At 72.8% G+C, this 22,452-nt stretch carries 26 protein-coding genes; 11 read left to right on the forward strand and 15 right to left on the reverse strand.

Translation table 11 applies throughout. The features are described 5' to 3' along the window. Position 1 precedes the first annotated feature (1 nt). Positions 2 to 190 (reverse strand): hypothetical protein, encoded by a 189-nt coding sequence (locus ACZ67Q_RS33940; RefSeq protein WP_469810908.1) that lies wholly within the window; start codon positions 188 to 190, stop codon positions 2 to 4. A gap of 95 nt (positions 191 to 285) precedes the next feature. Continuing rightward, positions 286 to 666 (reverse strand): luciferase domain-containing protein, encoded by a 381-nt coding sequence (locus ACZ67Q_RS33945; protein ID WP_471190048.1) that lies wholly within the window; start codon positions 664 to 666, stop codon positions 286 to 288. 152 nt (positions 667 to 818) lie between these two features. Here ACZ67Q_RS33945 and ACZ67Q_RS33950 point away from each other — a divergent pair, with 152 nt between their 5' ends. Beyond that, positions 819 to 1,325: an AMIN-like domain-containing (lipo)protein gene (locus ACZ67Q_RS33950; RefSeq protein ID WP_471190050.1), complete on the forward strand. Its 507-nt coding sequence runs from the start codon at positions 819 to 821 to the stop codon at positions 1,323 to 1,325. Here the strand turns inward: ACZ67Q_RS33950 and ACZ67Q_RS33955 are convergent, their stop codons facing one another. Beyond that, positions 1,326 to 1,943, reverse strand: coding sequence for a TetR/AcrR family transcriptional regulator (locus ACZ67Q_RS33955; RefSeq protein WP_471190052.1), 618 nt, complete (start codon positions 1,941 to 1,943; stop codon positions 1,326 to 1,328). A gap of 98 nt (positions 1,944 to 2,041) precedes the next feature. Between ACZ67Q_RS33955 and ACZ67Q_RS33960 the strand changes: the two genes are divergently transcribed. From ACZ67Q_RS33960 to ACZ67Q_RS33970, 3 genes are all read left to right on the forward strand, one after another. Next, positions 2,042 to 3,574: an APC family permease gene (locus ACZ67Q_RS33960; RefSeq protein ID WP_471190054.1), complete on the forward strand. Its 1,533-nt coding sequence runs from the start codon at positions 2,042 to 2,044 to the stop codon at positions 3,572 to 3,574. A gap of 131 nt (positions 3,575 to 3,705) precedes the next feature. After that, positions 3,706 to 5,280: an amidohydrolase gene (locus ACZ67Q_RS33965; RefSeq protein ID WP_471190056.1), complete on the forward strand. Its 1,575-nt coding sequence runs from the start codon at positions 3,706 to 3,708 to the stop codon at positions 5,278 to 5,280. 83 nt (positions 5,281 to 5,363) lie between these two features. After that, on the forward strand, positions 5,364 to 6,053 hold the full coding sequence (locus ACZ67Q_RS33970; RefSeq protein ID WP_471190058.1) for a restriction endonuclease: 690 nt from the start codon (positions 5,364 to 5,366) through the stop codon (positions 6,051 to 6,053). Positions 6,054 to 6,118: 65 nt separating this feature from the next. Here ACZ67Q_RS33970 and ACZ67Q_RS33975 read toward each other — a convergent pair whose 3' ends face one another. The 3 genes from ACZ67Q_RS33975 to sigJ form a co-directional block, all read right to left on the reverse strand. Further along, entirely contained in the window at positions 6,119 to 6,622 is a 504-nt protein-coding gene (locus ACZ67Q_RS33975; RefSeq protein WP_471190060.1) for a hypothetical protein, read from the reverse strand. Between the two features lie 14 nt (positions 6,623 to 6,636). Then, positions 6,637 to 7,533 (reverse strand): SCO2400 family protein, encoded by an 897-nt coding sequence (locus tag ACZ67Q_RS33980; protein WP_471190062.1) that lies wholly within the window; start codon positions 7,531 to 7,533, stop codon positions 6,637 to 6,639. A 165-nt stretch (positions 7,534 to 7,698) separates the two neighbouring features. After that, positions 7,699 to 8,622 (reverse strand): RNA polymerase sigma factor SigJ, encoded by a 924-nt coding sequence (sigJ, locus tag ACZ67Q_RS33985; protein WP_471190064.1) that lies wholly within the window; start codon positions 8,620 to 8,622, stop codon positions 7,699 to 7,701. 105 nt (positions 8,623 to 8,727) lie between these two features. Between sigJ and ACZ67Q_RS33990 the strand changes: the two genes are divergently transcribed. Further along, positions 8,728 to 9,096, forward strand: coding sequence for a hypothetical protein (locus ACZ67Q_RS33990; RefSeq protein WP_471190066.1), 369 nt, complete (start codon positions 8,728 to 8,730; stop codon positions 9,094 to 9,096). Positions 9,097 to 9,106: 10 nt separating this feature from the next. On the opposite strand, the gene ACZ67Q_RS33995 is transcribed toward ACZ67Q_RS33990, so the two are convergent. Continuing rightward, positions 9,107 to 9,898: an alpha/beta fold hydrolase gene (locus ACZ67Q_RS33995; RefSeq protein WP_471190067.1), complete on the reverse strand. Its 792-nt coding sequence runs from the start codon at positions 9,896 to 9,898 to the stop codon at positions 9,107 to 9,109. A gap of 127 nt (positions 9,899 to 10,025) precedes the next feature. On the opposite strand from ACZ67Q_RS33995, the gene ACZ67Q_RS34000 reads away from it, so the two are divergent. After that, the gene (locus tag ACZ67Q_RS34000; RefSeq protein WP_471190069.1) at positions 10,026 to 10,643 is read left to right on the forward strand and encodes a TetR/AcrR family transcriptional regulator; all 618 of its coding nucleotides are present in this window, start codon (positions 10,026 to 10,028) and stop codon (positions 10,641 to 10,643) included. A 115-nt stretch (positions 10,644 to 10,758) separates the two neighbouring features. Here ACZ67Q_RS34000 and ACZ67Q_RS34005 read toward each other — a convergent pair whose 3' ends face one another. Further along, complete coding sequence (locus ACZ67Q_RS34005) at positions 10,759 to 11,322, reverse strand: NAD(P)H-dependent oxidoreductase (RefSeq protein WP_471190071.1); 564 nt, start codon at positions 11,320 to 11,322, stop codon at positions 10,759 to 10,761. 120 nt (positions 11,323 to 11,442) lie between these two features. Between ACZ67Q_RS34005 and ACZ67Q_RS34010 the strand changes: the two genes are divergently transcribed. Further along, positions 11,443 to 12,105, forward strand: coding sequence for a TetR/AcrR family transcriptional regulator (locus ACZ67Q_RS34010; protein WP_471190073.1), 663 nt, complete (start codon positions 11,443 to 11,445; stop codon positions 12,103 to 12,105). A 116-nt stretch (positions 12,106 to 12,221) separates the two neighbouring features. Continuing rightward, on the forward strand, positions 12,222 to 13,268 hold the full coding sequence (locus ACZ67Q_RS34015) for a LacI family DNA-binding transcriptional regulator (protein WP_471190075.1): 1,047 nt from the start codon (positions 12,222 to 12,224) through the stop codon (positions 13,266 to 13,268). Between the two features lie 139 nt (positions 13,269 to 13,407). On the opposite strand, the gene trxA is transcribed toward ACZ67Q_RS34015, so the two are convergent. Further along, the gene (trxA, locus tag ACZ67Q_RS34020; RefSeq protein ID WP_471190077.1) at positions 13,408 to 13,791 is read right to left on the reverse strand and encodes a thioredoxin; all 384 of its coding nucleotides are present in this window, start codon (positions 13,789 to 13,791) and stop codon (positions 13,408 to 13,410) included. A gap of 183 nt (positions 13,792 to 13,974) precedes the next feature. Between trxA and ACZ67Q_RS34025 the strand changes: the two genes are divergently transcribed. Next, a complete protein-coding gene (locus tag ACZ67Q_RS34025; RefSeq protein WP_471190079.1) occupies positions 13,975 to 15,405 on the forward strand; it encodes a dihydrolipoyl dehydrogenase family protein in 1,431 nt (476 codons plus the stop codon). A 52-nt stretch (positions 15,406 to 15,457) separates the two neighbouring features. Here the strand turns inward: ACZ67Q_RS34025 and ACZ67Q_RS34030 are convergent, their stop codons facing one another. The 4 genes from ACZ67Q_RS34030 to ACZ67Q_RS34045 are packed head-to-tail and all read right to left on the reverse strand — an operon-like array spanning position 15,458 to position 17,546. Beyond that, positions 15,458 to 16,105 (reverse strand): peptide deformylase, encoded by a 648-nt coding sequence (locus ACZ67Q_RS34030; RefSeq protein ID WP_471190081.1) that lies wholly within the window; start codon positions 16,103 to 16,105, stop codon positions 15,458 to 15,460. A gap of 60 nt (positions 16,106 to 16,165) precedes the next feature. Further along, positions 16,166 to 16,546, reverse strand: coding sequence for a tetratricopeptide repeat protein (locus ACZ67Q_RS34035; RefSeq protein ID WP_471190212.1), 381 nt, complete (start codon positions 16,544 to 16,546; stop codon positions 16,166 to 16,168). 59 nt (positions 16,547 to 16,605) lie between these two features. Next, a complete protein-coding gene (locus ACZ67Q_RS34040) occupies positions 16,606 to 17,055 on the reverse strand; it encodes a MarR family transcriptional regulator (RefSeq protein ID WP_471190083.1) in 450 nt (149 codons plus the stop codon). Further along, positions 17,052 to 17,546 (reverse strand): MarR family winged helix-turn-helix transcriptional regulator, encoded by a 495-nt coding sequence (locus ACZ67Q_RS34045; RefSeq protein ID WP_471190085.1) that lies wholly within the window; start codon positions 17,544 to 17,546, stop codon positions 17,052 to 17,054. Before ACZ67Q_RS34045 ends, ACZ67Q_RS34040 begins: the two co-directional genes overlap by 4 nt. A gap of 146 nt (positions 17,547 to 17,692) precedes the next feature. On the opposite strand from ACZ67Q_RS34045, the gene ACZ67Q_RS34050 reads away from it, so the two are divergent. Together ACZ67Q_RS34050 and ACZ67Q_RS34055 are read left to right on the forward strand one after the other, a co-directional pair. After that, on the forward strand, positions 17,693 to 18,658 hold the full coding sequence (locus ACZ67Q_RS34050; protein ID WP_471190087.1) for a pirin family protein: 966 nt from the start codon (positions 17,693 to 17,695) through the stop codon (positions 18,656 to 18,658). Between the two features lie 13 nt (positions 18,659 to 18,671). After that, positions 18,672 to 19,238, forward strand: a complete 567-nt coding sequence (locus ACZ67Q_RS34055) for a transposase (RefSeq protein WP_471190090.1) — start codon at positions 18,672 to 18,674, stop codon at positions 19,236 to 19,238. Between the two features lie 253 nt (positions 19,239 to 19,491). Here ACZ67Q_RS34055 and ACZ67Q_RS34060 read toward each other — a convergent pair whose 3' ends face one another. Both ACZ67Q_RS34060 and ACZ67Q_RS34065 read right to left on the reverse strand, forming a co-directional pair. After that, complete coding sequence (locus ACZ67Q_RS34060; protein WP_471190092.1) at positions 19,492 to 20,223, reverse strand: hypothetical protein; 732 nt, start codon at positions 20,221 to 20,223, stop codon at positions 19,492 to 19,494. A gap of 845 nt (positions 20,224 to 21,068) precedes the next feature. Continuing rightward, the gene (locus ACZ67Q_RS34065; RefSeq protein WP_471190094.1) at positions 21,069 to 22,325 is read right to left on the reverse strand and encodes a metallophosphoesterase; all 1,257 of its coding nucleotides are present in this window, start codon (positions 22,323 to 22,325) and stop codon (positions 21,069 to 21,071) included. Positions 22,326 to 22,452: the final 127 nt, after the last annotated feature.

Here is a 22,452-nt window from a genome sequence, read left to right on the forward strand (position 1 = left end):
GTCACATCGTCGCCTGCACGGCCTCCTGGAAGGTCTTCATGCAGGGGAAGCAGTGCTTGTCGGTCTCGTCCGGGTCCTGGGGTTTCTCCTCCCGTTTCTTCATTCCGCACAGCGTGGAGGTCTTGTCGGTCGTCAGGACGTGCCACACCGGTTCACCCCGGGTGTCTGCGCCGCACCACATCTCGTGCATCTCAGCTACCTCGGTTCGGAATGGGGAGGGACTTCTCCATCCGAGCACGACGGGGGGAGCCGGGACCACTGGTGGCGGCCAGTCGGGTGACCGCGCTAACGGCGCTGGGCCGGGATGCCGGGGTGGGCCGTGCAGCGTGGGGGCGGGGCGGCGTGCGGGACCGGGCCCCGCTGGTGGGCGCGCAGGGCCAGGCTGACCAGGGTCATCAGCAGATCGATGTCCGTGTCGACCTCCAGACGCACCGTCACCCACTGCGCCCCCGGGACCAGCCGCACCGCGGTCGCGCTGCCGAGGTCCTGTTCGAAGCGCCGTATGGCCCAGGTGGTCAGGTGCAGGTCCACATCGCGCTGGGTGTGGAAGTGGGCGATCTCGGCCTGGGCGGAACGCAGAGCGCGTCCGTTGCCACAGCTCGGGGCGGCCTCGGAGAGATCCGCCCAGTTCGCCAGCCGGTCCATGGCTCGCAGGGCCAACGTCATGCGCTCATCATGGTGCGCTTACGGCCCGGACACCAAGGTGTGAGCGAGACGTAACCGAACCGCAGCCTGAGGGGTGCAACCGTACGGCCGGGTGGAATGTCCATGTTAATGACACTTCCGTCCCCTCACCCACGAAGAAAGCGGGGGGCGTCATGCAACCTCTTCCTCGCCGTGCGGCTGCTGTCGTGGCCACACTGATCGGACTCTCCGTGGCCGGTGCCACGGCCTCAGCCGTTCCGCAGTCCGGGTCGGTGCCCAGGACCGCGCTGGTCACCAACGCCCGCTGGGCCGGTCACTGCACCTACGACCGGCTCGTGATCGACGTCCGGGGCGCCCTGCCCAAAGTCACCGTGACGCCGGTCAGGCAACTGCGCTACGACGCCTCGGGCAAGCGGGTACCGCTTCCCGGGCATCACTTCCTCTCCATCAGGCTGTCGCCCGCCGCCGCGCACAACGCGGCCGGGCAGAACGTGTACCGGGGGCCGCGTCTGGCCACCGTCCGGTTGCCCCAGCTGAGGGGCGTGGCGCTGACCGGCGATTTCGAAGGAGTGGTCTCCTTCGGCGCCGCTTTCCACAGCAGCCCCCACTACCACGCCTACACGCTCCACTCCCCGGGCCGCGTCGTCCTGGACGTCCGGCACGCCAACGTCTGCCGCTGATCAGTCCCGCCGGCACTCCTGAAGCCTGCGCCCGGCATGGGCCAGGAACGCCTCCAGCGCCAGTTCGAAGGCGCGGTCGGCCCGGTGCGGGCCGGCCGCGTCCAGGGCCTCGGCCAGCAGCGGGGTGACCGAGGCGTCGTCCAGTTCCCACATCGCCTCGGGTGCGGCGAGGTCCAGGGCGGACCCCAGGACCACGTTCTCCAGCGCGACCAGCACCGGCATCACCTCGGACGTCGGGAAACCCGCGTCCAGCAGCAGCGTGACGGCCCGCTCGTACTGCTCCAGCACCCGGGGCGCCCGCACCGGATTCGTCATCAGCAACGGGATCGCCCTCGGGTGCGCCGCGAACGCCGCCCGGTAGGAGCGTGCCCAGGCCGCCAGCGCCGCGTCCCAGGGGCGGACGTCGAGCGTGGCGATGTCGATGGCCCGCGCCACCCGCTCACGCAGCAGCTCCACGATCCCGTCGCGGCCGTCCACGTGGTGGTAGACCGAGCCGGTCTGCACCCCGAGGCGCCGCGCGATCTGCGGGACACTGAACTCGCCCTGCTCGTCGACGAGTTCCAGTGCGGTGGTGGTGATGCGCTCCCGGTCCAGCAGGGGTGTGCGCGGCCGTCCCATGTCTTGATCTTCCCCCTCGGGGTCTTCCCAGGTGTCTGAAGGGGAGGTTACATTGCGGAAACCGAAAGCCTTTCGGTTTACGGCGCCGGAGATCCCGCATGCCCGTGCCCCGCCCCCTGCCCGCAGCTCAGAAGGGCTTCGCCGTGCCCGACACCCCCACCTCACCCCCGCCCGCCGCAGCGCTGAGAAGCGGCTCGCTCGGCACCGCCGACATCGCGTTCTTCGTGGTCTCCGCCGCCGCCCCGCTCACCGTCATGGCCGGCGTCGCCCCGCTGGCGATCCTGCTCGGCGGGATCGGCGCACCCGTCGGCTATCTGCTGGCCGGTGTCACCCTCGCCGTCTTCGCGATCGGCTTCACCACCATGAGCCGCCACGTCCACGGCGGCGGCGCGTTCTACGCGTACATCACCCGCGGCCTCGGCCGCAGCGTCGGCGTCGGAGCAGCCCTGCTCGCCCTGGTCGGCTACAACGGCATGGAGATCGGCGTCTACGGCCTCCTCGGCACCGCCACCCGCGACACCGTCCACGCGCTGACCGGCTCGCACCTGCCCTGGCTCCCCGTCTCCCTGATCGGCCTGCTGGTCATCGGCTACGGCGGCTACCGCTCGATCGACTTCGGCGCCAAGGTGCTCGGCGTCCTGCTGGTCGCCGAGACCGGCATCCTGGTCCTGCTCGCGGGCGGTGTCCTGCTCAAGGGCGGCGCGCACGGTCTGTCCCTCGCCTCCTTCACCCCCGGCAACGTCTTCGTGCCCGGCACCGCCGCCGTCCTCGCGTTCGCCTTCGCCGCGTTCACCGGCTTCGAGTCGACCGTCATCTACCGCCGCGAGGCCCGCGACCCGGACCGCACGGTCCCGCGCGCCACCTACATCGCCGTCGGCTTCCTCGGTCTCTTCTACGCCTTCGTGGTCTGGATCGCGGTCCAGGCCTTCGGCGACAGCCATGTCGTGGAAGCGGCCGGGAAGGACCCCGCCGGGCTGTTCTTCTCCGCGATCACCACCTATGTGGGCGGCTGGGCGGCCGACGTCATGCACGTCCTCATCGTCACCAGCGTGCTCGCGTCCCTGCTGGCCTTCCACAACGCCATCAACCGCTACGGCCTCGCCCTCGCCGAGGAGGGTGTCCTGCCCAAGGCGCTGGCCCGCGTCCACTCCCGCCACGGCTCCCCGTACGTCGCCGGGACCGGCCAGACCGTGCTCGGCGCCGCCGTCGTGCTCGCCTTCGCCGCGGCCGGCGCCGACCCGTACGACCAGCTGCTGCTGTGGGTCAACACCCCCGGCATGCTCGGCCTGCTGGCGCTGCAACTGCTGGCCGCGCTCGCCATCCCCTTCTACTTCCGGCGCGTCCGGCACACCGAGGGCGTCCTGCGCACCGTCGTCGCCCCGGTGGCCGCGGTGGTGCTGCTGGCGAGCGCCATCGCCCTGGTGATCACCCACCTCGACCTGTTCACCGGAGCCTCCGCCATGGTGAACACCGTCCTCGCCGCCGTCGTCCCGGCCGTGTTCCTCATCGGGCTCGCGCTCGCCGCCTGGCTGCGCCGCCACCGACCCGGGGTCTACGCCCGCTTCGCCGCCGAACCCGGCAGCGAGACCGAGGCTTCCCCGGCCGAACCGGCCGTCCTCGCACGCGACTGACCCGCCACCCGCGCCCGCGACCGGCCCACCGCCACGTGCCCGCGACCGGCCCACCGCCCCTCGCCCGCGACTGACCGACACCCTCCGCGTTCGCGACCGACCGCAACCTCCGCCGAGCCGTAAGGAGTCCCATGCCCACCGCCGACCTCGTCCTCACCGGTGCCCGCGTCCGCACCCTCGATCCGGACCGTCCCGAGGCCCGCGCGGTCGCCGTCCGCGACGGACTGATCGCGTACGTCGGCGACGAGGCCGCGGCACGCGACTGGTGCGGGGCCGGCACCGAGGTGGTGGACCTGGCCGGGGCCAGCCTCGTGCCCGGTCTGGTCGACGGGCACAGCCACCCGGTGTGGGGCCTGGAGATGACCTCCGGCACCGACCTCTCCCACGTCCGCGACCTCGACGCCCTGCGCGCCGCGCTCGCCACGGCGCCCCGCACCGACGGCTGGGTCCTCGGCTGGGGCCTGGACCACAACGTCTTCGGCGGCCACCCCGTCGACCGTGTCCTCGTCGAGGACGTCCTGGACGGCGCCCCGGCCTTCCTGCGCCTCTACGACGGCCACTCCGCCCTCGTCACCGGCGCCGCCCTGAAGGCCGCCGGCATCACCGGCCCGCGCGCCTTCGCCCAGCGCTCCCACATCGCCACCGACACCGACGGCCGGCTCACCGGGCACCTCGTCGAGCACGCCGCGATGGACCTCGTCCACGAGGTCGCGCCCCGGCTGCCGTACGCCGAACGGCGCGCGCGGCTGGTCGAGTTGCTCGCCGCCATGGCCGCGACCGGCCTCACCGGCGCCCACGTCATGGACGGCGGCGACCCCGACCTGGTCGGCGCCGTCGCCGAGGAGACCGTCCTGCCGGTGCGGCTGCGCTTCGCCCCGTGGTGCATGCCCGGCGCCGACCGGGCCGCGCTGGAGGAACTGGTCGCCGCGCAGCGCCGGGGCGGACGCCACTGGCAGGTGGGCGGCGTGAAGTTCTTCATGGACGGCACCGTCGAGGGCGGCACCGCCTGGCTGGAGCACCCCGACTGCCACGGCCAGGGCACCGAGGCATTCTGGCCCGACCCCGAGACCTACAGCGACGCCGTGCGCTTCCTGCACCGCGCCGGGGTGCGCACCGCCACGCACGCCATCGGCGACGCGGCCGTGCGGCACGTCCTGGACACCGTCGAGGCGCTGGGGGAGGACGCCCGGTTCGCCCACCGCATCGAGCACATCGAGTCCGTGCCCGACGACACCGTCACCCGCTTCACCGCGCTCGGCGTCATCGCCTCCATGCAGCCCCCGCACACCGCCTACACGCGCCACGACCGCACCGACGAGTGGTCCACCCGCCTCGGCGGCACCCGCGCCGGGCGGGCCTGGCGGCTGCGCGACCTGCGCGACGCCGGCGCGGTCCTCGCCCTCGGCTCCGACTGGCCGATCGCCCACTACGACGCCCGCGCCGTCCTCGCCACGGCCCGCGCGCCCCGCGGCGCCGCCTCCGACCGGGCCGGGCTGACGGGCCTCCAGGCCCTGGAGGGCTGCACCACCCACGCCGCTCTCGCGGCCGGCGAGCAGGCCGTCAGCGGCCGTGTCGCCGTCGGGCTGCGCGCCGACCTGACCGCGCTCGGCGTCGATCCCGTCGACGCCCCCGCCGACGAGGTCGCCGACGCCCCGGTGCCGCTGACCGTGACCGGCGGCCACATCGTGCACCGAACGGCGGGCTGAGCGCGCACAGTTGGCCGACGCGGGCCTACTGCCGCCGCGCCGTGCCCGCCCACACTGCCGGTACGGACGGCAGGGGAGGCGGCGTGGCGGCTGGGCGTGGACGGGGCGGATCCGCTCGCGGGCGCGGGACGGCGGCGTACGGCGCGGGCCTGACCGCCGCGCTGCTGGTGGCCGGTGCGGCGGCCGGCTGGGCGTACGTCCTCGCCGTGGTGCTCGCGGGCGGGTTCGCGACGGGCGGCTGGTGGCTGTGGCGCACCGACCGCGGACTGCGCGGGCACGACCGGCGGTGGCGGAGGGAACAGGCCGTCGAGGCCGGGCGGCGCACCCTCGTCGGCGTCGACGCCATGACCGGCGGCGAGTTCGAGGAACTGGTCGCCGCACTGTGCCGGCGCGACGGATGCACCCGGGTGCGACGTGTCGGCGGCGCCTACGACGGCGGCGCGGACGTCATGGGGCGGCTGCCGGACGGCCGCACGATGGTCGTCCGGTGCAAGCGGTACGCGCCGAGCCGTACCGTGGCCGGCCGCGAACTGCGCGATCTGCTGGGCGCCAAGGTGCATTTCGGCGCCGAGGTCGCCGTGTTCGTCACCACCACTCGCTTCAGCCGCCCCGCCGAGGACTTCGCCCGGTACAACGGCATCCTGGCCGTCCACCGCGACCTGCTCGGCCTGTGGCACAACGGCACGCCTCTGCCGGCCCTCGGGGCCGTGAGCGGCCACGGCCGGGGCGGCGCACGCCACCGGGCCCGCTGGAAGCAGGCCTACGGCAAGTGAGGAGACCACGGGCCGGCCCACCCGGGGGACAGGCACTCGGCCTGGGCCGGACGCCGGCTGCCGCGTCAGCGGGGCGCAGGCCCCCCGCCCGGCACACTCTGCGGGCGCCGTGGCGCGGTCGCACGCGGGGCCGGACGCGGGTCCGTGCGGGGAATGGCCGGCGGGGGTACGCGGGTGAGGTGGGCCGTGGCCGAGGTGCGGCGCGGAGTCAGGCGGGCGACCTGGTCCGGGGGCAGGCCCAGCAGCCGGCCCACATCGCCCGGACCCACGCCGAGCGTGTCCACCAGGATCCGCACGGCCGCCGCGACCGCCTCCCCTTCGGCGGCCACCGCGGCCTCCCGTCGCCGGCGTGCCCCGGCCACGGCGTCCAGTTCGGGCGCCAGCTCCGGCACCACCAGGTGCACGGCGACCTGTTCCGGCCCGGTCCCCAGCGCCTGGGCGAGCAGATCGCGCGCCAGGTCCTCCGCCTCGTCCAGCGTGCGGCACTGGGTGTGCGCGTCCAGGCCGGGGATGTCGACGGCCCACCAGCGGCCCATGCGGTGCAGACGCACCTCGTGACGGCTCGTCATGGACGGTGAGCCCGTCAGCCGAGACACACCACGAGCAGGCAGAGCTGCTGCTGCGACGGCGTCGTGCTCGACGGCGAGGTGCTCGACGGCGCCGGAGCGGGTGCGGTGCCGCTCCCGGAGCCCGTGGGCGTCGACGGCTGCTGCGCCGAGGTGGACGTGCCGCCGGGGTCGGTGACCGGGGCGCCGGACGGCTGCGGGAGCGGGGTGTGCTGCCGGCGGATCGTGGGGATCACCGGCTGCGCGGGGGCCGCGGACTGCGGCCGGGCGTGGGCCGTCGTCGGTACGGCGGCGGGCGACCCGGCGCTGTCCGTGTGCCGGGCCGGGGGCGCGCTCGGCGCCGCGTGTCTCGGCGCCGAGCGGGTGGTGGGGCGCTGCGGCTCGGGGGCCACCGGAGGCGCGTAGGTCTGCGCCGGTACCTCGGCGACGTTCATGGTGTGGTCGTCCGGAGTGGTCGCGGCCTGCGCACGGTTGCCGGAGCCGCGGTCCATCGCGGCCACCGTCAGCCCACCGCCGACCAGCGCGACGGCGGTCGCCACCGCCGCCCGGCGCCGGTTCTTCTGCCAGCGGGCTCGCTGCCGGCGCCGCGCGGCCCGGCCGGACGGCGCGGAACCACCGTCGTACGCGACGTCCCTGTTGCCGCCGCCCGTTCCGTCCTCGGCGACCGCGGCCGCCGGCTCCCAGACCGGCGCGGTGCTCGACGGCTCGTGGTGGGGCTCGGTGCCCAACCGCTCCCAGACCGGGGCGGTGTGCGCCGGCTCGCGGGCCGGCGCGATGCTCACCGACCGTCCGGCCGACGCCGTGGCGGGGGGCTCGGCGTCGAATCCCGGGTCTATGTCCGGCGCGTAGGCGCCACACCCCGGGCACACCAGGGCGCCGTTGAGGTGGCGGCGGCACGAGGAGCAGTAATCCATCGGAGTCTTCCTGACGGTGGTACGGACGGCCAGTCACGCTAACGAGCCTGTTGAAAGGCTGTGTGCAGTCCGTGTGAGACTCCTGCGCGGATTCTCCGGCGGCCCTGCGGGCGCCGGACACAGGGGACGCCGGCCGCCGGTCAGCGCCGGCCGGCCCCGTGACGGTCAGGCCACCTGCCGTACCCACGGCCGCAGTTTCTCCGGGTTGCGGACCACCCAGATCCGGGTGACGCGTCCGCCGGAGATGTCGAAGGCGGCCACGGTCGCGACGACGCCGGCGCGCTGGGCCACCAGGCCCGGCATGCCGTTGACCGACCGCTCCAGGAGTTCGAGGTCCGGAGCCTTGTCGGCGATGGCGGTCATGTACTGGGCGATGCGCGCGCCGCCCTCGACGGGACGCAGCACGGTGCCGACCATGCCGCCGCCGTCGGCGGTCATCACGGCGGCCGGGTCGAGGAGGGAGACGAGGGCCGCGATGTCCTTGCTCTGCCACGCCTCCTTGACGTGCCGCACCACGTCGGCCCGCCCGGTCGCCGTCACCGCAGGGCGTGCCGCGCCCACCCGCCGCCGGGCGGAGGAGGCCAGTTGCTTGCAGGCCGCAGGGCTCCGCTCCAGAACGCCGGCGATCTCGGCGAACGGGTAGCGGAAGACGTCGTGCAGGACGAACGCCACCCGCTCGGCGGGCGTCATCGACTCAAGGACGACGAGGAAGGCCATGGTCACCGACTCGTCCAGGACGATCTGATCGACGGGGTCCGCGGGTCCTGCGGGACCGGCGCCGCCCGGGTGGTGGCCCCACTCGGTGCGGTCGGGCAGCGGCTCGGGCAGCCACGCGCCGACATAACGTTCCCGGCGGGCCCGCGCCGAGCCGAGCACGTCCAGGCAGATGCGGCCGGTCACCGTCGTCAGCCAGGCGCCGGGGGACACGATCTCCGCCCGCCGGCTGGGTGACAGCCCGTACCAGCGTGCGTAGGCGTCCTGCACGGCGTCCTCGGCCTCGGCCAGGGAGCCGAGCAACCGGTAGGCGACGTTGATCAGTTGCCGTCGCTCGCCGGTGGCCTCCTGTGTGCCGGTCCCGACAGTCCCCATTCGTGCGGCCGCCCCCTCGCCTTACCTTTCGCGGGCCCGTGTCGTCGGGCCGGTGAGACCTTATCGATCCACCGCCCCAGGGCGGAGAAGAAGGGGGACCCCGACATGGCCACCGAAGTGACGGCGAACTCCCGGCGCGCATCCTCGTTCCTGAGGCTCGCGATCGCCGCGCAGACCCTGACCATCTTCCTCCAGGCGGTCTCCGCCGGACTGCTGCTGACCTCGTCCTACGGGGAGACCCTGCACAGTGTGGGAGCGCGCGTCATGTACGCGGCGTCGATGCTGTACGTGCTCGCCGCGGTGCTGGCGTGGAAGCCGGGCGGCAACTCGCCCCGGCCGATCTGGCACGCGTCGGGCTTCCTCGCCCTGGCCTCCGTCCAGGTCGTGCTCGGCATCGCGCACGTCCCCTCGGTGCACCTTCCGCTCGGCGTCCTGATGTTCGGCCTGAGCGCGCTGGCGCTGTCCCGCCGCTGAAGGACCCGCGCTAGCGCGTCCGTACGTCCGCCAGAAAGCCGGTGATCAGCTCCAGCCATGCGCCGGGCCGCTCCACGAACGGCAGGTGTCCGGTGGGCAGTTCGGCCACCTCGGCGTGCGGCAGCGCGGCGGCGAGCTCGCGTTGCAGGCCGGGATGGACGAGCGGGTCGCCGGTGGTGACGACCACCAGCGTGGGCGCGGTGATCCCGGCCAGGTCGGCGCGTACGTCGGCGGCGCGGACCAGGGCGACGTGGTCACCGGTGCCGACGGGCAGGCCGGCGGCCAATCCCTCCAGTGAGGCGCGCAGTTGGCCGGGCGTGAGCGCGTTCAGGGCCGGGGTGCTCAGCGTCATGAGGGTCATGTACTCGGCCAGCAGGTCGTGCCGACCGGTGTCGAAGAGCCGCTGCCAGACGGACGCGGCGAGGTCCGTGCGGGCATCGGCATGCGCGAAGGTCGCGGTGAGGACCAGTGCCTCGACGCGCTCCGGGTACCGGGCCGCCAGCCGCAGCGCGACCGGCCCGCCCAGGGAGAACCCGCTGACGGCGAACGTGCCGAGCCCCTCCGCGTCCGCCGCGGCGACCAACTGGTCGGCGAGCTCGTCCAGGGTGAGCGGCTCTGTCGCCTTCGGCGTGGCGCCCGTCCCCGGGTAGTCGACGCCGACGACGGTGTGACCGGCGGCCAGCCCGGCCATGATCGGCCCGTAGTTGGCCTCGATGCTCCCGCTCGCGCCGTGCGCCAGCACAAGCCCCGGGCCCTGGCCGTGGACGGTGCGGGCGTAGAGGGATGAGAGCGAGGTGGTCATGGCTGCGTCCTCCCGGAACGTGGGCACGTCGGACACCGCACAGCTGTAGCGATCGCTAAAGCCAGCGGCGGCTCCGACCGTATCAGCTTCTTTAGCGATCGATACAGGGTTGGTTAGACTGGCCGCCATGAGCAGCACGGACAGCCCCCGCCCGGCCGCGGCCCGGCCCAGCCGGCGCGCCTTCGACCGTGACCGGGCGCTGGCCGCCGCGCTCAGGGAGTTCTGGACCCACGGCTACGAGACGACCTCGATCGCCTCCCTCACCGCGGCGATGGGCGTCAACCCGCCCAGTCTGTACGCCGCCTTCGGCGACAAGCGCCGCCTCTTCGACGAGGTCGTGCAGCTCTATCGGCGTGAGTACGGGGCCGGCCCGCTGGAAGGCCCCGACGCCCGTACGGCCATCGCCGCGATGCTGCGGTACCTGGCCGCCGACTACACCGACCCGAGCCACCCCCCGGGCTGTCTGATCATCACCGGTGCCGCCAACTGCGCTCCGGGCTCGGCGGACGTGAAGGAGGGGCTGCGGGCGATGCGCGAGGAGACCAAGGCCGCCTTCGCCGCTCGCATCCGCGCGGACGTCGACGCCGGTCTCCTCGGCCCGCAGGTGGACGCCGACGCCCTCGCGGCGTACTACGCGGCGGTCGTCCAGGGGATGAACCAGCAGGCGTGCGACGGGGCGGACCGGCGGACGCTGGAGCGGATCGCGGACCTCGCGATGGCGGCCTGGCCCGCCCCCGCCCCCTGACGGCGGGGCCGAGAGGGACGCCGCTCAAGGGCATGAGAAACGGCGAAGGGGTGGCAGCCCGTGAGCTGCCACCCCTTCGCCGTCAGGCCGGGAGTGCCGGGTGGGAAACCCGGTGTCAGGCGGCGACCGCCTCGCCCGCGTGGCCGTGCAGACGGGCGACGACCTCGGTCAGCTGCGCGGCGACCTCGGCGTCGTCCACCGGGTGGGTCTCGGCGAAGCGGGTCACCGAGCCGGGGATGGAGAGCTTGATGTCCTCGATCACCTTGCCGCCCGCGATGCCGACGGCCTTGCGGGTGTCGTCCTGCGCCCACACGCCGCCGTACTGGCCGAAGGCGGTGCCGACGACGGCCACCGGCTTGCCGCCGAAGGCGCCGGCGCCGTACGGACGCGACAGCCAGTCGATGGCGTTCTTCAGGACGGCCGGGATGGTGCCGTTGTACTCGGGGGAGAACAGCAGGAAGGCGTCGGCGGTCTGGGCGGCCGCGCGCAGCTCGGCGGCCGGGGCCGGGACGTTGCCCTCGACGTCGATGTCCTCGTTGTAGAACGGGATCTCGGCCAGGCCCTCGAACAGCACGACCTCGGCACCCTCGGGGGCGAGCTTGACGGCGGCCTCGGCGAGCTGACGGTTGTGCGAACCGGCGCGCAGGCTGCCGACCAGAGCGAGGATACGAACGGACATGGGAACTCCAAGGGCTGCTGAAAGACTGCTGTCAACGAATCCGGACCGGGGTCCGTTTATTTTTCTATCACCCTAACCGGACCGCGGTCCAGTTTCATTCCCATGCTTTACGCTGAGTTCATGTCCGTGCCCCTGCCACCGGTTCCGCACCCCCAGGAGATCGACGGCGCACCCGACCTGCTCACCCTCGGAGCCGCCGACGACGAGCCGTGCCTGCGCGCCGACGCCGCCCGCAACCGCGCCAAGCTCCTCGACGCCGCCTCCCGGCTGATCGCCGAGCACGGTGTGGCCGGGGTCACGATGGAGGCCGTGGCGGCCGCCGCGAACGTCGGCAAGGGCACCGTCTTCCGCCGCTTCGGCGACCGCACCGGACTGCTGACCGCGCTGCTGGACCACTCCGAGCGCAAGTTCCAGGCCGCGTTCCTCAGCGGCCCTCCGCCGCTCGGTCCCGGCGCCCCGCCCGTGGAGCGGCTGCGCGCCTTCGGGTGCGCGCTGCTGCGCAGGACCGTCGCCGAGCTGGAACTGGAGCTGGCCGCCGAACCGAGCCCGGACCGCCGCTATGTCGTGCCGCCGCGCCGGGTGCTGCACAGCCACGTCGCCCTGCTGCTGCGCCAGGCGGTCCCGGACGCCGACACCGAGCTGCTGGCGCACGCGCTGATGGGCCAGCTCAGCCCGTCCCTGGTCCACCATCTGACCCGCCAGTGCCGGATGCCCGTCGAGCGGCTGGAGGCGAGCTGGATGGACCTCGTCGACCGCGTCACCCGCACCGAGCCCTGCTGCTGACCCCGGGCCGGCCGGAGACGGCGCGGTGAGGCGGGCCGCCTTCCACGCCGGCGCCGCTTCGTGAAATCGCGGGGCATGCCGCCCCGGGCAGGAGGACTGCGCCCGCCTCTGCCAAGATGCGTACCGTCATGGTGCAGATACCGAACACGCCCCCGCCCGCGTCGCCCGCACCCCGCTCCGCCCCCACGAGCGCCGATGTCGCCCGGCTGGCCGGCGTCTCGCGCGCGACCGTCTCCTACGTGCTGAACAACACCAGCGCCGTACGGATCAGCGACGCCACCCGCCGCCGCGTGCACGAGGCGGCGAAGGAACTCGGCTACGTCCCGCACGCGGCCGCCCGCAGCCTGCGCGCCGGCCACAGCCGCATCGTCCTGATGCCCGCCCCGGCCATCCCGGTCGGCCCGCTCTACAGCGGCTTCCTCAACGAACTCCAGTGGGCGCTCGGCCGCCTGGACTACACCGTCGTGCAGTACGGCACGGTCGGCGTCCAGGGCGACGACGCCGCCCGCGCCTGGGCGGAGCTGCGGCCCGTCGCCGTCCTCGTCCCCGGCACCGGTCTCGGTCCCGACGGCGTCGCCGTCCTCAAGCGGGCCGGCGCACGCGCCGTGCTCACGCTCGGCTCCGAGGCCGTCGAGGGCGCCCACGCCCTGCTGCTCGACCACGAGGGCGTCGGCCATGCCGCCGCCACCCATCTGTACGCCCGCGGCCGGCGCCGGATCGGCGTCGTCGTCCCCGAGGAAACAGGCCTGGAGTCCTTCTCACGCCCCCGCCTGGAGGGCGCCCGCCGCGCGCTGCGGGACACCGACGCCACGGTCACCGCGCTGCCCCTCGCCTACGAGGAGGAACCCGCCGCCCGGCTCGCGGCGCGCTGGCGCGGACTCGGCCTGGACTCCGTGTTCGCGTACAACGACGAGTACGCGATGCTGCTGATGCGCGCCCTGCAGGACGAGGGCGTGCGCGTGCCCGAGGAGACGGCGGTCGTCGGGGCCGACGACCTGATGCTGGGCCGGCTGCTGCGGCCGAGGCTGAGCACGGTCCACATCGAACTGCCGTCCGGAAGTGACCTCGCCGAACTGGTCGACCGCGCGGTCCGCGAGCCGGGCGCCGCACCCGGCATCCACAAGGTGGTCGGCGCCTCGGTGGTGCACCGCGACTCCAGCTGAGAGGTGTGCGGGCGGGCAGACCGAGCGCGAGAAAGGAGCCCCCGGCCCGGGCGCCCCCGTCCCGGCCGAAGGCTCCTTCCGCGCCGGTGGACGGGCCGGGAAGCCCCTTGCCCCACGCCGGCGGACGAGCCGCGAGGTGTTACTGCCCCTGCTCCGCCTGGCCCTCCTGCGCCGCGATCGACTGGCGCACCTCGTCCATGTCGAGCTTGCGGGCCTGACCGATGACGTCCGCGAGGGCGGCCTCCGGCAGCGCACCGGGCTGGGCGAAGATCGCGACCTGGTCCCGCACGATCATCAGCGTCGGAATCGACTGGATCTGGAAGGCCGCGGCCAGCTCGGGCTGCGCCTCCGTGTCCACCTTGCCGAACACCAGGTCCGGGTTCTCCTCCGCGGCCTTCTCGTACACCGGCGCGAACTGACGGCACGGCCCGCACCAGGACGCCCAGAAGTCGATCAGGACGAAATCGTTGTCCGTGACCATCTGGTCGAAGTTCTCCTTGGTGAGCTCCACGGTGCTGCTCATGGCGTGCATCCCTCATTCCTGGTGTCGGGGGGCGAGCGTCCCGCACAACACGGCCGACGACGTGCGTATTCCGCGCACGTACCCATGTGGCCAGGGCGCACACCTGTGTTCCGACGGCGCACACCCGCGCCGCGATCCGGCGGTTCTGTGGCCCGGACGGCCGCCACCCACCAGACTGACCCCATGACGGAAACGGAAACGATCGCGTACGACGTCGTGGTGCTCGGTGCCGGACCCGTGGGGGAGAACGTCGCGGACCGCACCCGCGCGGCCGGCCTCACCACCGCGGTCGTGGAGAGCGAACTCGTCGGCGGTGAGTGCTCCTACTGGGCGTGCATGCCCAGCAAGGCCCTGCTCCGCCCGGTGATCGCCCACGCCGACGCCCGCCGCACCCCGGGTCTGCGCCAGGCGGCGCAGGGCCCGCTGGACGCCGCGGAAGTGCTGGCCCACCGCACCTACGAGACCTCCGACTGGGACGACGAGGGCCAGGTCCGCTGGCTGGAGGGCATCGGCGCCGACCTGTACCGCGGACACGGTCGCCTCGCCGGCCCCCGCACCGTCGAGGTCACCGCACCCGACGGCACGCGCCGCACCCTGACCGCCCGGCACGCGGTCGCCGTGTGCACCGGCACCCGCGCCCAGCTGCCCGACCTGCCCGGACTCGCCGACGTCAAGCCGTGGACGAGCCGGGAAGCCACCAGCGCCAAGGAGGTGCCGGGACGGCTGATCGTGGTCGGCGGGGGAGTGGTGGCCACCGAGATGGCCACCGCGTGGCAGGGCCTCGGCACCGAGGTCACGCTCCTCGTGCGGGGCAAGGGCCTGCTCAACCGGATGGAGCCGTTCGCCGGCGAGCTGGTCGCCGAGGCCCTCACGGAGGCCGGCGCCGACGTACGTACCGGCACCTCCGTGGAGTCCGTCAGCAGGCAGAACGGCACCGTCGTGGCCGTCACCGGCTCCGGCGACCGGATCGAGGCCGACGAGATCCTCTTCGCCACCGGCCGCGCCCCGCGCACCGACGACATCGGCCTGGACACCGTCGGCCTGAAGCCCGGCACCTGGCTGGAGACCGACGACAGCCTCCGTGTCACCGGCACCGACTGGCTGTACGCGGTCGGCGACGTCAACCACCGTGCTCTCCTCACCCACCAGGGCAAGTACCAGGCGCGGATCGCCGGCGCCGCCATCGCCGCCCGGTCCGCCGGCGACGCGCTGCCCGAGCACGAGCCCTGGGGCGCGCACTCCGCCACCGCCGACCACCACGCCGTACCGCAGGTCGTCTTCACCGATCCGGAGGCCGCCGCCGTGGGCCTCTCCCTCGCCGAGGCGGAACAGGCCGGGTACCGGGTGCGCGCCGTCGACGTCGAGATGTCGTCGGTCGCCGGGGCCGGCCTGTACCGCGACGGCTACAAGGGCCGCGCCCGCATGGTCGTCGACCTCGAGGAGGAGATCCTGCGCGGGGTCACCTTCGTCGGCCCCGGCGTCGGCGAGCTGATCCACTCGGCGACCGTCGCCGTCGCCGGTCAGGTCCCCATCGGCCGGCTGTGGCACGCGGTGCCGTCCTACCCGACGATCAGCGAGGTGTGGCTGCGGCTGCTGGAGGCCTACCGGGGCTGAACGCACCGCCGGCGCCGGTCACTCGGGGAGGCCGGCGCCTGGCGACAGCGCCTCAGCGGGGCAGCCGGAAACCGAGCTCGCGGGCGGCCGTGCCGGGCGTCGGCTGGTTCCACCGCCCGGCCATCGCCTCGTTCGACGACAGGGACCGCGGCTCGGCGGGGTCCAAGTACAGCGTGCCGTCGAGATGATCGGTCTCGTGCTGCACGATCCGTGCCGGCCAGCCCGTGAACACCTCGTCCACGGCCCGGCCGTGCTCGTCCTCAGCGGTCAGCCGCACGCGCGCGTGCCGCGCCACCACCGCCTGCCAGCCGGGCACGCTGAGACAGCCCTCGAAGAAGGCGGCACGCTCGGAGCCGACGGGCTCGTACGAGGGATTCACCAGCACCCGGAACGGCTGGGGCACGCGCCCCCGCGCCACCCGGACCTCCTCCGTGACCGGCGCCGGGTCCTCGATCACCGCGATCCGCAGCGCCACCCCCACCTGCGGCGCGGCCAGCCCGACGCCCGGCGCCGCGTGCATGGTGACGCGCAGCGCCTCGACGAAGCGGGCCAGCAGCGCGGGGGCGAGCTGTCCGTCGTAGCGCTCGGTGCCGCGGCGCAGCACGGGGTCGCCGGCCGCGACGATGGGCAACGGGCCGCCGGGCGCGAGCAGTTCCTCGATCCGCCCGGCCAGGGTCGCGTGATCACGGGGAGAGGCCATCGCGCCAGCATGCCATGGCCCGGAGGGGCGACAGGCGCCCTCCGGGCCATGGCGATGCACTCACTCCTCTTCGAAGTCCCCGGCGAGTGCGGAGGCGATCCGCAGATGGGTGTCGGCCTCCTCGCCGCGTCCCTGCCGTTCGAGGGTGCGGCCCAGCATCAGCCGGGCGTAGTGCTCCACCGGGTCGCGCTCCACGATGAGCCGCAACTCGCTCTCCGCACGCCGCAGTTGAGCGGAGTGGTAGTAGGCGCGGGCCAGCAGCAGACGCGGTCCGGTCTGCTCCGGCACCTCTTCGACCAGCGGACCCAGCACCCGCGCCGCGGCGGCGTAGTCCTTGGCGTCGAAGAACATCCGGGCGCGCTCCCAGCGCTCCGCGGGCGTTCCGTGGGTGTAGTACGCGGACTCCTGCGACTGCTGCGGCTCCTGCGCCGCGTTGAACATGCTCTGCACGGCCGACCTCCTTCGGGGCCGACAACCGGCGCGGTTGGTTCAATATTCCACTAGTTGTGTCCGAGGGTGCGCAGCTCGGCGTTCGCCCGCTCCGTCACCAGGGCCAGCACCCGGCCGGCCGCGGCCCGGTCCGCCTCGGGGATGTCAGCCCAGATGCGCGCCGAGGCCCGTGCGGTCTCGGCGGCCCCGGTGTCGTACAGCGCCCGGCCGTCCTCCGTCATCCCGACGGTGCCGCTGTCGTCGACGGTGAGCAGCCCGCGTCCGATCAGCGCGTCGACGGTCCGCTCCGCCTCCCCGGCGGTGATCTTGACTGTGTCGACGACGCTCTGGACGAGCCGGCCGCGGGAGAACGGCTCTTCGGCGGCGGCGACCGGCCGCAGCACGGTGGTCTCCAGGAAGCTCAGGCCGTGGCGGCCCATCACCTGCTCCAGAACCGCGCGTGCGGCGTAGTGGGCCAGGCCGATCGCGCGGCTGTCGGCGAGCGGTGCGGTGGTGGTCATGACTGCTCCTTGTCGGTGTCTGCGTGGACGTACGACGGGTCGAGCGGTGTGTCGAGCAAGGCCGTCAGTTCGCTCGTGAACTGCCGGGTGCGCGGGCTGCCGAGGCCACCGAGCGGCTGGAGCAGCTGGTCGAGCAGCCCCTGGACGACCTCGATCGCCCGCTCGGTGGTCGCCCGCCCCTGCGGGGTCAGCGCGAGCTGCACCGCGCGCGGGTCACGCGGATCGCGGGCGCGCTCCAGCAGCCCGGCGGCCTCGAGGGAGCGGGCCAGCTTCGACACGTACAGCGGCTCCAGCCCCGTGTGGTCGGCGAGGCGCCGCTGGCTGGGACGCTCACCGGTGCGCTGCATGCCGTGCAGCGAGGCCACGAGCGAGTACTGCGCGTGGGTCAGTCCCAGCGGGGCGACCGCGCGATCGACGGCGACCCGCCATTTCGTCGACAGGCGCCACACCAGATAACCGGGGGTCGGACCGCCGGCCATGTTGCTGCTCATGCACTTACAGTACATGGCTACTATGTCCATGGCTACAAAATTCTCTGTCCATGGCTACTGCGCCGGGCACCGCCGCCATCGCACGCACAGGTGGTGCCCGGCCGACGGACTGACGGGGCGAGCCGGACGGGACTACGTTGTTCCGTATGAGCAATCTCGATCGCCAGGCGGTGCCCGCCGTGTGCGGTGGCCGTGGCTTCGTCGTGGCGGAACCGGTCCGCGAACTCCTCAGCCCGCGCCGCGTCCCGCTCGGCGAGTCGACCGAGGTCCGCCGGCTGCTGCCCAACCTCGGCCGCCGCATGGTCGGCGCCTGGTGTTTCGTCGACCACTACGGCCCCGACGACATCGCCGACGAGCCCGGCATGCAGGTGCCGCCGCACCCGCACATGGGCCTGCAGACGGTGAGCTGGTTGCACGAGGGAGAGGTACTGCACCGCGACTCCACGGGGAGCCTCCAGCTGATCCGCCCCAGGCAACTGGGACTGATGACCTCGGGCCGGGCGATCAGCCATTCCGAGGAGAGCCCGCGCTCGCACGCCCGCTTCCTGCACGGCGCCCAGCTGTGGGTGGCTCTCCCCGACGCTCACCGCCACACCGAGCCGCGCTTCGAGTACCACGCCGACCTGCCGACGGTCACGGCACCGGGCCTCACGGCCACGCTGCTCCTCGGCGACCTGGACGGCGCGACCTCGCCGGGCACGGCGTACACCCCGATCGTCGGCGCGGACCTGGCCCTGTCCCGCGGCGCGGACGTACGCCTGCCCCTGGAGCCGGACTTCGAGTACGCGGTGCTGTCCATGTCGGGCGAGGCCCACGTGGACGGCGTACCGCTCCTGCCCGGCTCGATGCTCTACCTCGGCTGCGGCCGCACGGAACTCCCCCTGCACGCCGAAACGGACGCGGGCCTGATGCTCCTGGGCGGCGAGCCGTTCGAGGAGGAACTGATCATGTTCTGGAACTGGATCGGGCGCTCCCAGGAGGAGATCGAACAGGCGCGGCGGGACTGGACGGAGGGGACGCGGTTCGGGGAGGTGAAGGGGTACGACGGGGCGCCGCTGGCCGCTCCCGAGCTGCCGGCGACGCCGCTGAAGCCGCGGGGACGGGTGCGCTGACCTGCGGGAATGCGTGAGCGCGAACTGCCAGGTCGCGGTCAGCGTCCACGCCGCGAGTGACGCCGCTTCCTGCCCGCTGCAATGGCGACTGTTCCTGCCCCAGGAATGGGCCTCGGCCACCACTTGCCGGGCCCTTGCCCGCGTCCCGGCGGACGTCGCACACCGCGAAAAATGGCGCGTGGCCCTGGGCATGCTCGACACACTCGCCGGCTGCGGCATGAGCCCGCCGGTGGTGGTCGCCGACACCGCCTATGGCGCCAACGCTCACCTGCCGTTCGCGCTGCCCGAGCGCGGGCTTGCCTACGTCCTGGCCGCCCGGTCGGACGTGAGCACCCACCCCTTCGAGGCGGACCTGTCGTTCCCACCCACAAGGGGGAGGTCGGCTGCTGGCCCCAGCCCCCGCTACCGACAGGCCGCACCGTCGGTGGCAGACGTGGCCGCCGGACTTGGACCGCAGGCTCACCCACTCACCTGGCGGCACGGCTCGACGGGCGGGTTGCGCTCCCGCTGCGCCGCCGCGCGCGTGGGCCCGGCCGGCAAAGCGGTCGAGCGCCCCGTCAAGGCCGCAGCCTCGGCCTAACAAGACTGGTGGGACCGGGTCCTGCCCGACTGCCGGCTACTGGTCGAAATGGCCCGCCGACGCCGAGGCGCCGACCGTCCACCGAACAGCGCCTGGCCCGCAAAAGCGCCCGGACCGGCCTCACCCTCTACCAGTCCCTCGACGCCCTGCAGAGCATCCTGAGGTGTTGGAACGGCGTCTGCATCACCTGCCGACAACCCCTGCCCAGCAGGTCACACCCAAGTCCAAGATCGAGAGAGCTAACGGAGTCGTACTAGAAAACCTGCCCCCAGTTGAGTGTCGACGAGGTGCGGTCGTTGAACCCGAAGACGTCCAGGTGGTTGATTGACGTACCGGCGTAAATCTCGAAGCGGCTGCCGCTCCAATTCGGGTTGTCAAACAACGTCACGTGCCATCTGCAGTTGTCGGTCGACGAAATGATGTCGTTCCAATCGCCGAGGTGGAGAAATCCACGGCCTACCTTGTTGAGGTCCAGCCATCCGGAATTGGGGCCGTTGTAAAGCCAATCTCCGCCGCCGTGTTCGTGCTCGAAGTAGGTCGAGTTTGCGGGGCAGCCCGGGGGGTAGCTCACGCTGACGCTCGCTTCATCGCGTAGGAGAGAGGGCTCAAGTCTGTGTGTGCGCAGGTGGTTCGTCATCATGCGCATGGAGGTGAACATGTAGAGGACCAGCTCGTCCTTCAAGGTCCCCGGCGTTGAGTAAAGGGCTTGTCCGTCGAATTCGCTAACCGTCCTGGGCTCGTTGACCTCACCGTCGATGACCACCCTCACCTTCGGTGGTGTATGCGGCCGGAGCGGTTGCTGGTCGGCACCACCAACGGTCGGCAGCAGCAACAGGTCATCTTCGTGTGTGACGCGAGGGGACCATCGCTTCACCAGTGCGTCGAGAGAGTCGATGCCAAGTTCCCGGAGGTTCTCGCGTGCCTGGGCCGCGAAGTCTTCCGGGTCCGCGCCTGTTGCGGGGTTCGGTTGCTGGGTCATGACCACTGCCCGAATCGCAGAGAGAAGTGTTCCGGACGACGCGCTCGCCACCGTCAGGCCGCAGTCGTCCGTTTGGAGATGCCGCCTTTACGGCGAAGGGGTCATAGGAGAGGTTACGCCGCGCTATAGGGGGGCGGAGCCACCCAGACCAATGCGGGCTACTTCCATTGAGACACATCGGGGTGGGTCTTGCACGTGGAAACTTGGCAGAGGCATTGCGGGTGGTCCCAGGACGACGGGCACACCGAAAAGACGACCCTGGTACTCCAGCTGTAGATCGTGACCGTCGTGTCGGGGATGGTTATCTCACGAGCCCTCCCACAGCCCCAGCCGCCGCAAACGACGCTGCCGATGCCTCTCGTGCAGCGCCGTTGGCCCGAAGATCCCGCCGAGTAGAAAGCCGCCGATCGGTGCGATGACGTAGTCCGACGGCTGCACGTCTGGGAGCAACAGGAAGTAGGCGGCCCACACTGCTCCCTTCCGCAGTGCCGTTCGGGCTTTGGTGTCCAAAACTGTTGTGGTCTTCATGTGGGATGCGGCTTGTCGCCGGTAATGACTGGCCCGTGATCGCGCCCGGTGGCGGCGTCGCCAGGCGGACCAGCGGAGGCCGGGGGCCGGGCCGTACGAAGCGGTCAGGCCGCTTCTGCTGCGTCTGCGCGTGCAGAAACCGTGGCTGATGCCTTAGTCGAAGGGGTTGCCGGAAGCAGCGATGGCTCCGGCACCGAGGACGCAGCCGAGTCCGCCGGTGCGGCACCTGGCCGATGAGTCAGCCGGCCCACCTCGCCGGCCGTTGGACGGTCATCACGGGTGGATGGCCACCGGACGAAGGAGCCGTCGGCCCTGGAGTGTCCTCAGTGGGACGAGCCCGAGCTGTCGCCGTCGCGCCCCCGGCTCGTGGAGGGCACGTGTGGGGAGCGGAGCACGAGCAGGGTGATCTCGCTGGGGGCGAAGACGCGGAACGGCGGGCCCCAGAAGCCGGTGCCGCGGCTGGTGTAGAGGAGGGTGCGCGCGCCGTGGTGGCTGAGGCCCGCGAGGACGGGCTGGTCGATGCGGACCAGGTGGTGGAAGGGCCAGATCTGGCCGCCGTGGGTGTGGCCGGAGAGTTGGAGGTCGACGCCTTCCGCTGCCGCCTGGTCGACGAACTTGGGCTGGTGTGCCAGCAGCAGGACGGGTAGGCCGGGGTCGGCGCCGTTCAGGGCTCCGGCGAGGTGGGCGCGGTGGCCGGCCAGACCGGAGGACTCGGCGGTGACGTCGTCCACGCCGGCGACCACGAGGGTGTCGCCTCCGCGTTCGAGCAGCAGGTGGCGGTTGCGCAGAGGCTCCCAGCCCAGCTCGTCCATCAGGTCGACCCAGCCCTGGGCCTCGCTGTAGTACTCGTGGTTGCCGGTCACGTAGACACGGGCCCGGGTGGCCCGCACCGTACCGAGGGGGGCGGCCTGGGCGCGGCGGCGCTCGGCGGTGCCGTCCGCGATGTCGCCGGTGTGGCAGACCAGGTCGGCTTCCAGGGTGTTGACCGTCTCGCACACCCGTGCCGACCATCGGGCGCGATCGAGTGGGCCGTAGTGGGTGTCGGTGATGAGGACGACGCGGGTTCCGTCCAACCCTGCCCCCAGCCGCGGGAGTTGTACGTCGAGTCGGCGCACGCGTGGCACGCGGCGGGCCTCGGCGTACCCCCAGGCGAGCAGTACGGCGGTCACGCCGAGGACGGCCCACGTGACGATGCGGGCCCGGTCCTGACTCTCCTCGACGCCGGCCACGGTCAGGGCGAGCCGCAGGAGGACGCCGAGCAGAACGGACCAGGTGAACAGGACCCAGCTGGCGCCCAGCAGGGTGTCACCGATGATCGCCGCCCGGTCCTTCTGGCGCCGGCCGTGGCCGCGCACCATCGCGAGCGGCATACCGACGAGACCGAGGACGAACAGGCCGGTGCCGACCAGCGCGACGGGCAGCGGCCACTGCTGGCCGGTGTACAGCAGCACCCCGCAGGGCACGGCCCACAACAGGACGGGGGCGATCAGGGGGATGTAGCGCATCAGGCGGTGCAGTGGGCTCTGCCGCGTCTCTTGCGCTTCATCCACGGCGGGCCGGGTGTTGCTGGTGTCGTTCACGCTTGCCCTCCCCAACCAGGCTGCCGTCTCGCGCACTGTATCCCGTTGTCCGGACCGAGCCGGGTCCGGCCCTGCCCGGCGGCCTGCGGCTCCTTGCTCGCACAGCCTCGCGCAAGAGCCGGCGCCG

This window comes from Streptomyces sp. NPDC036813 (assembly GCF_055609245.1).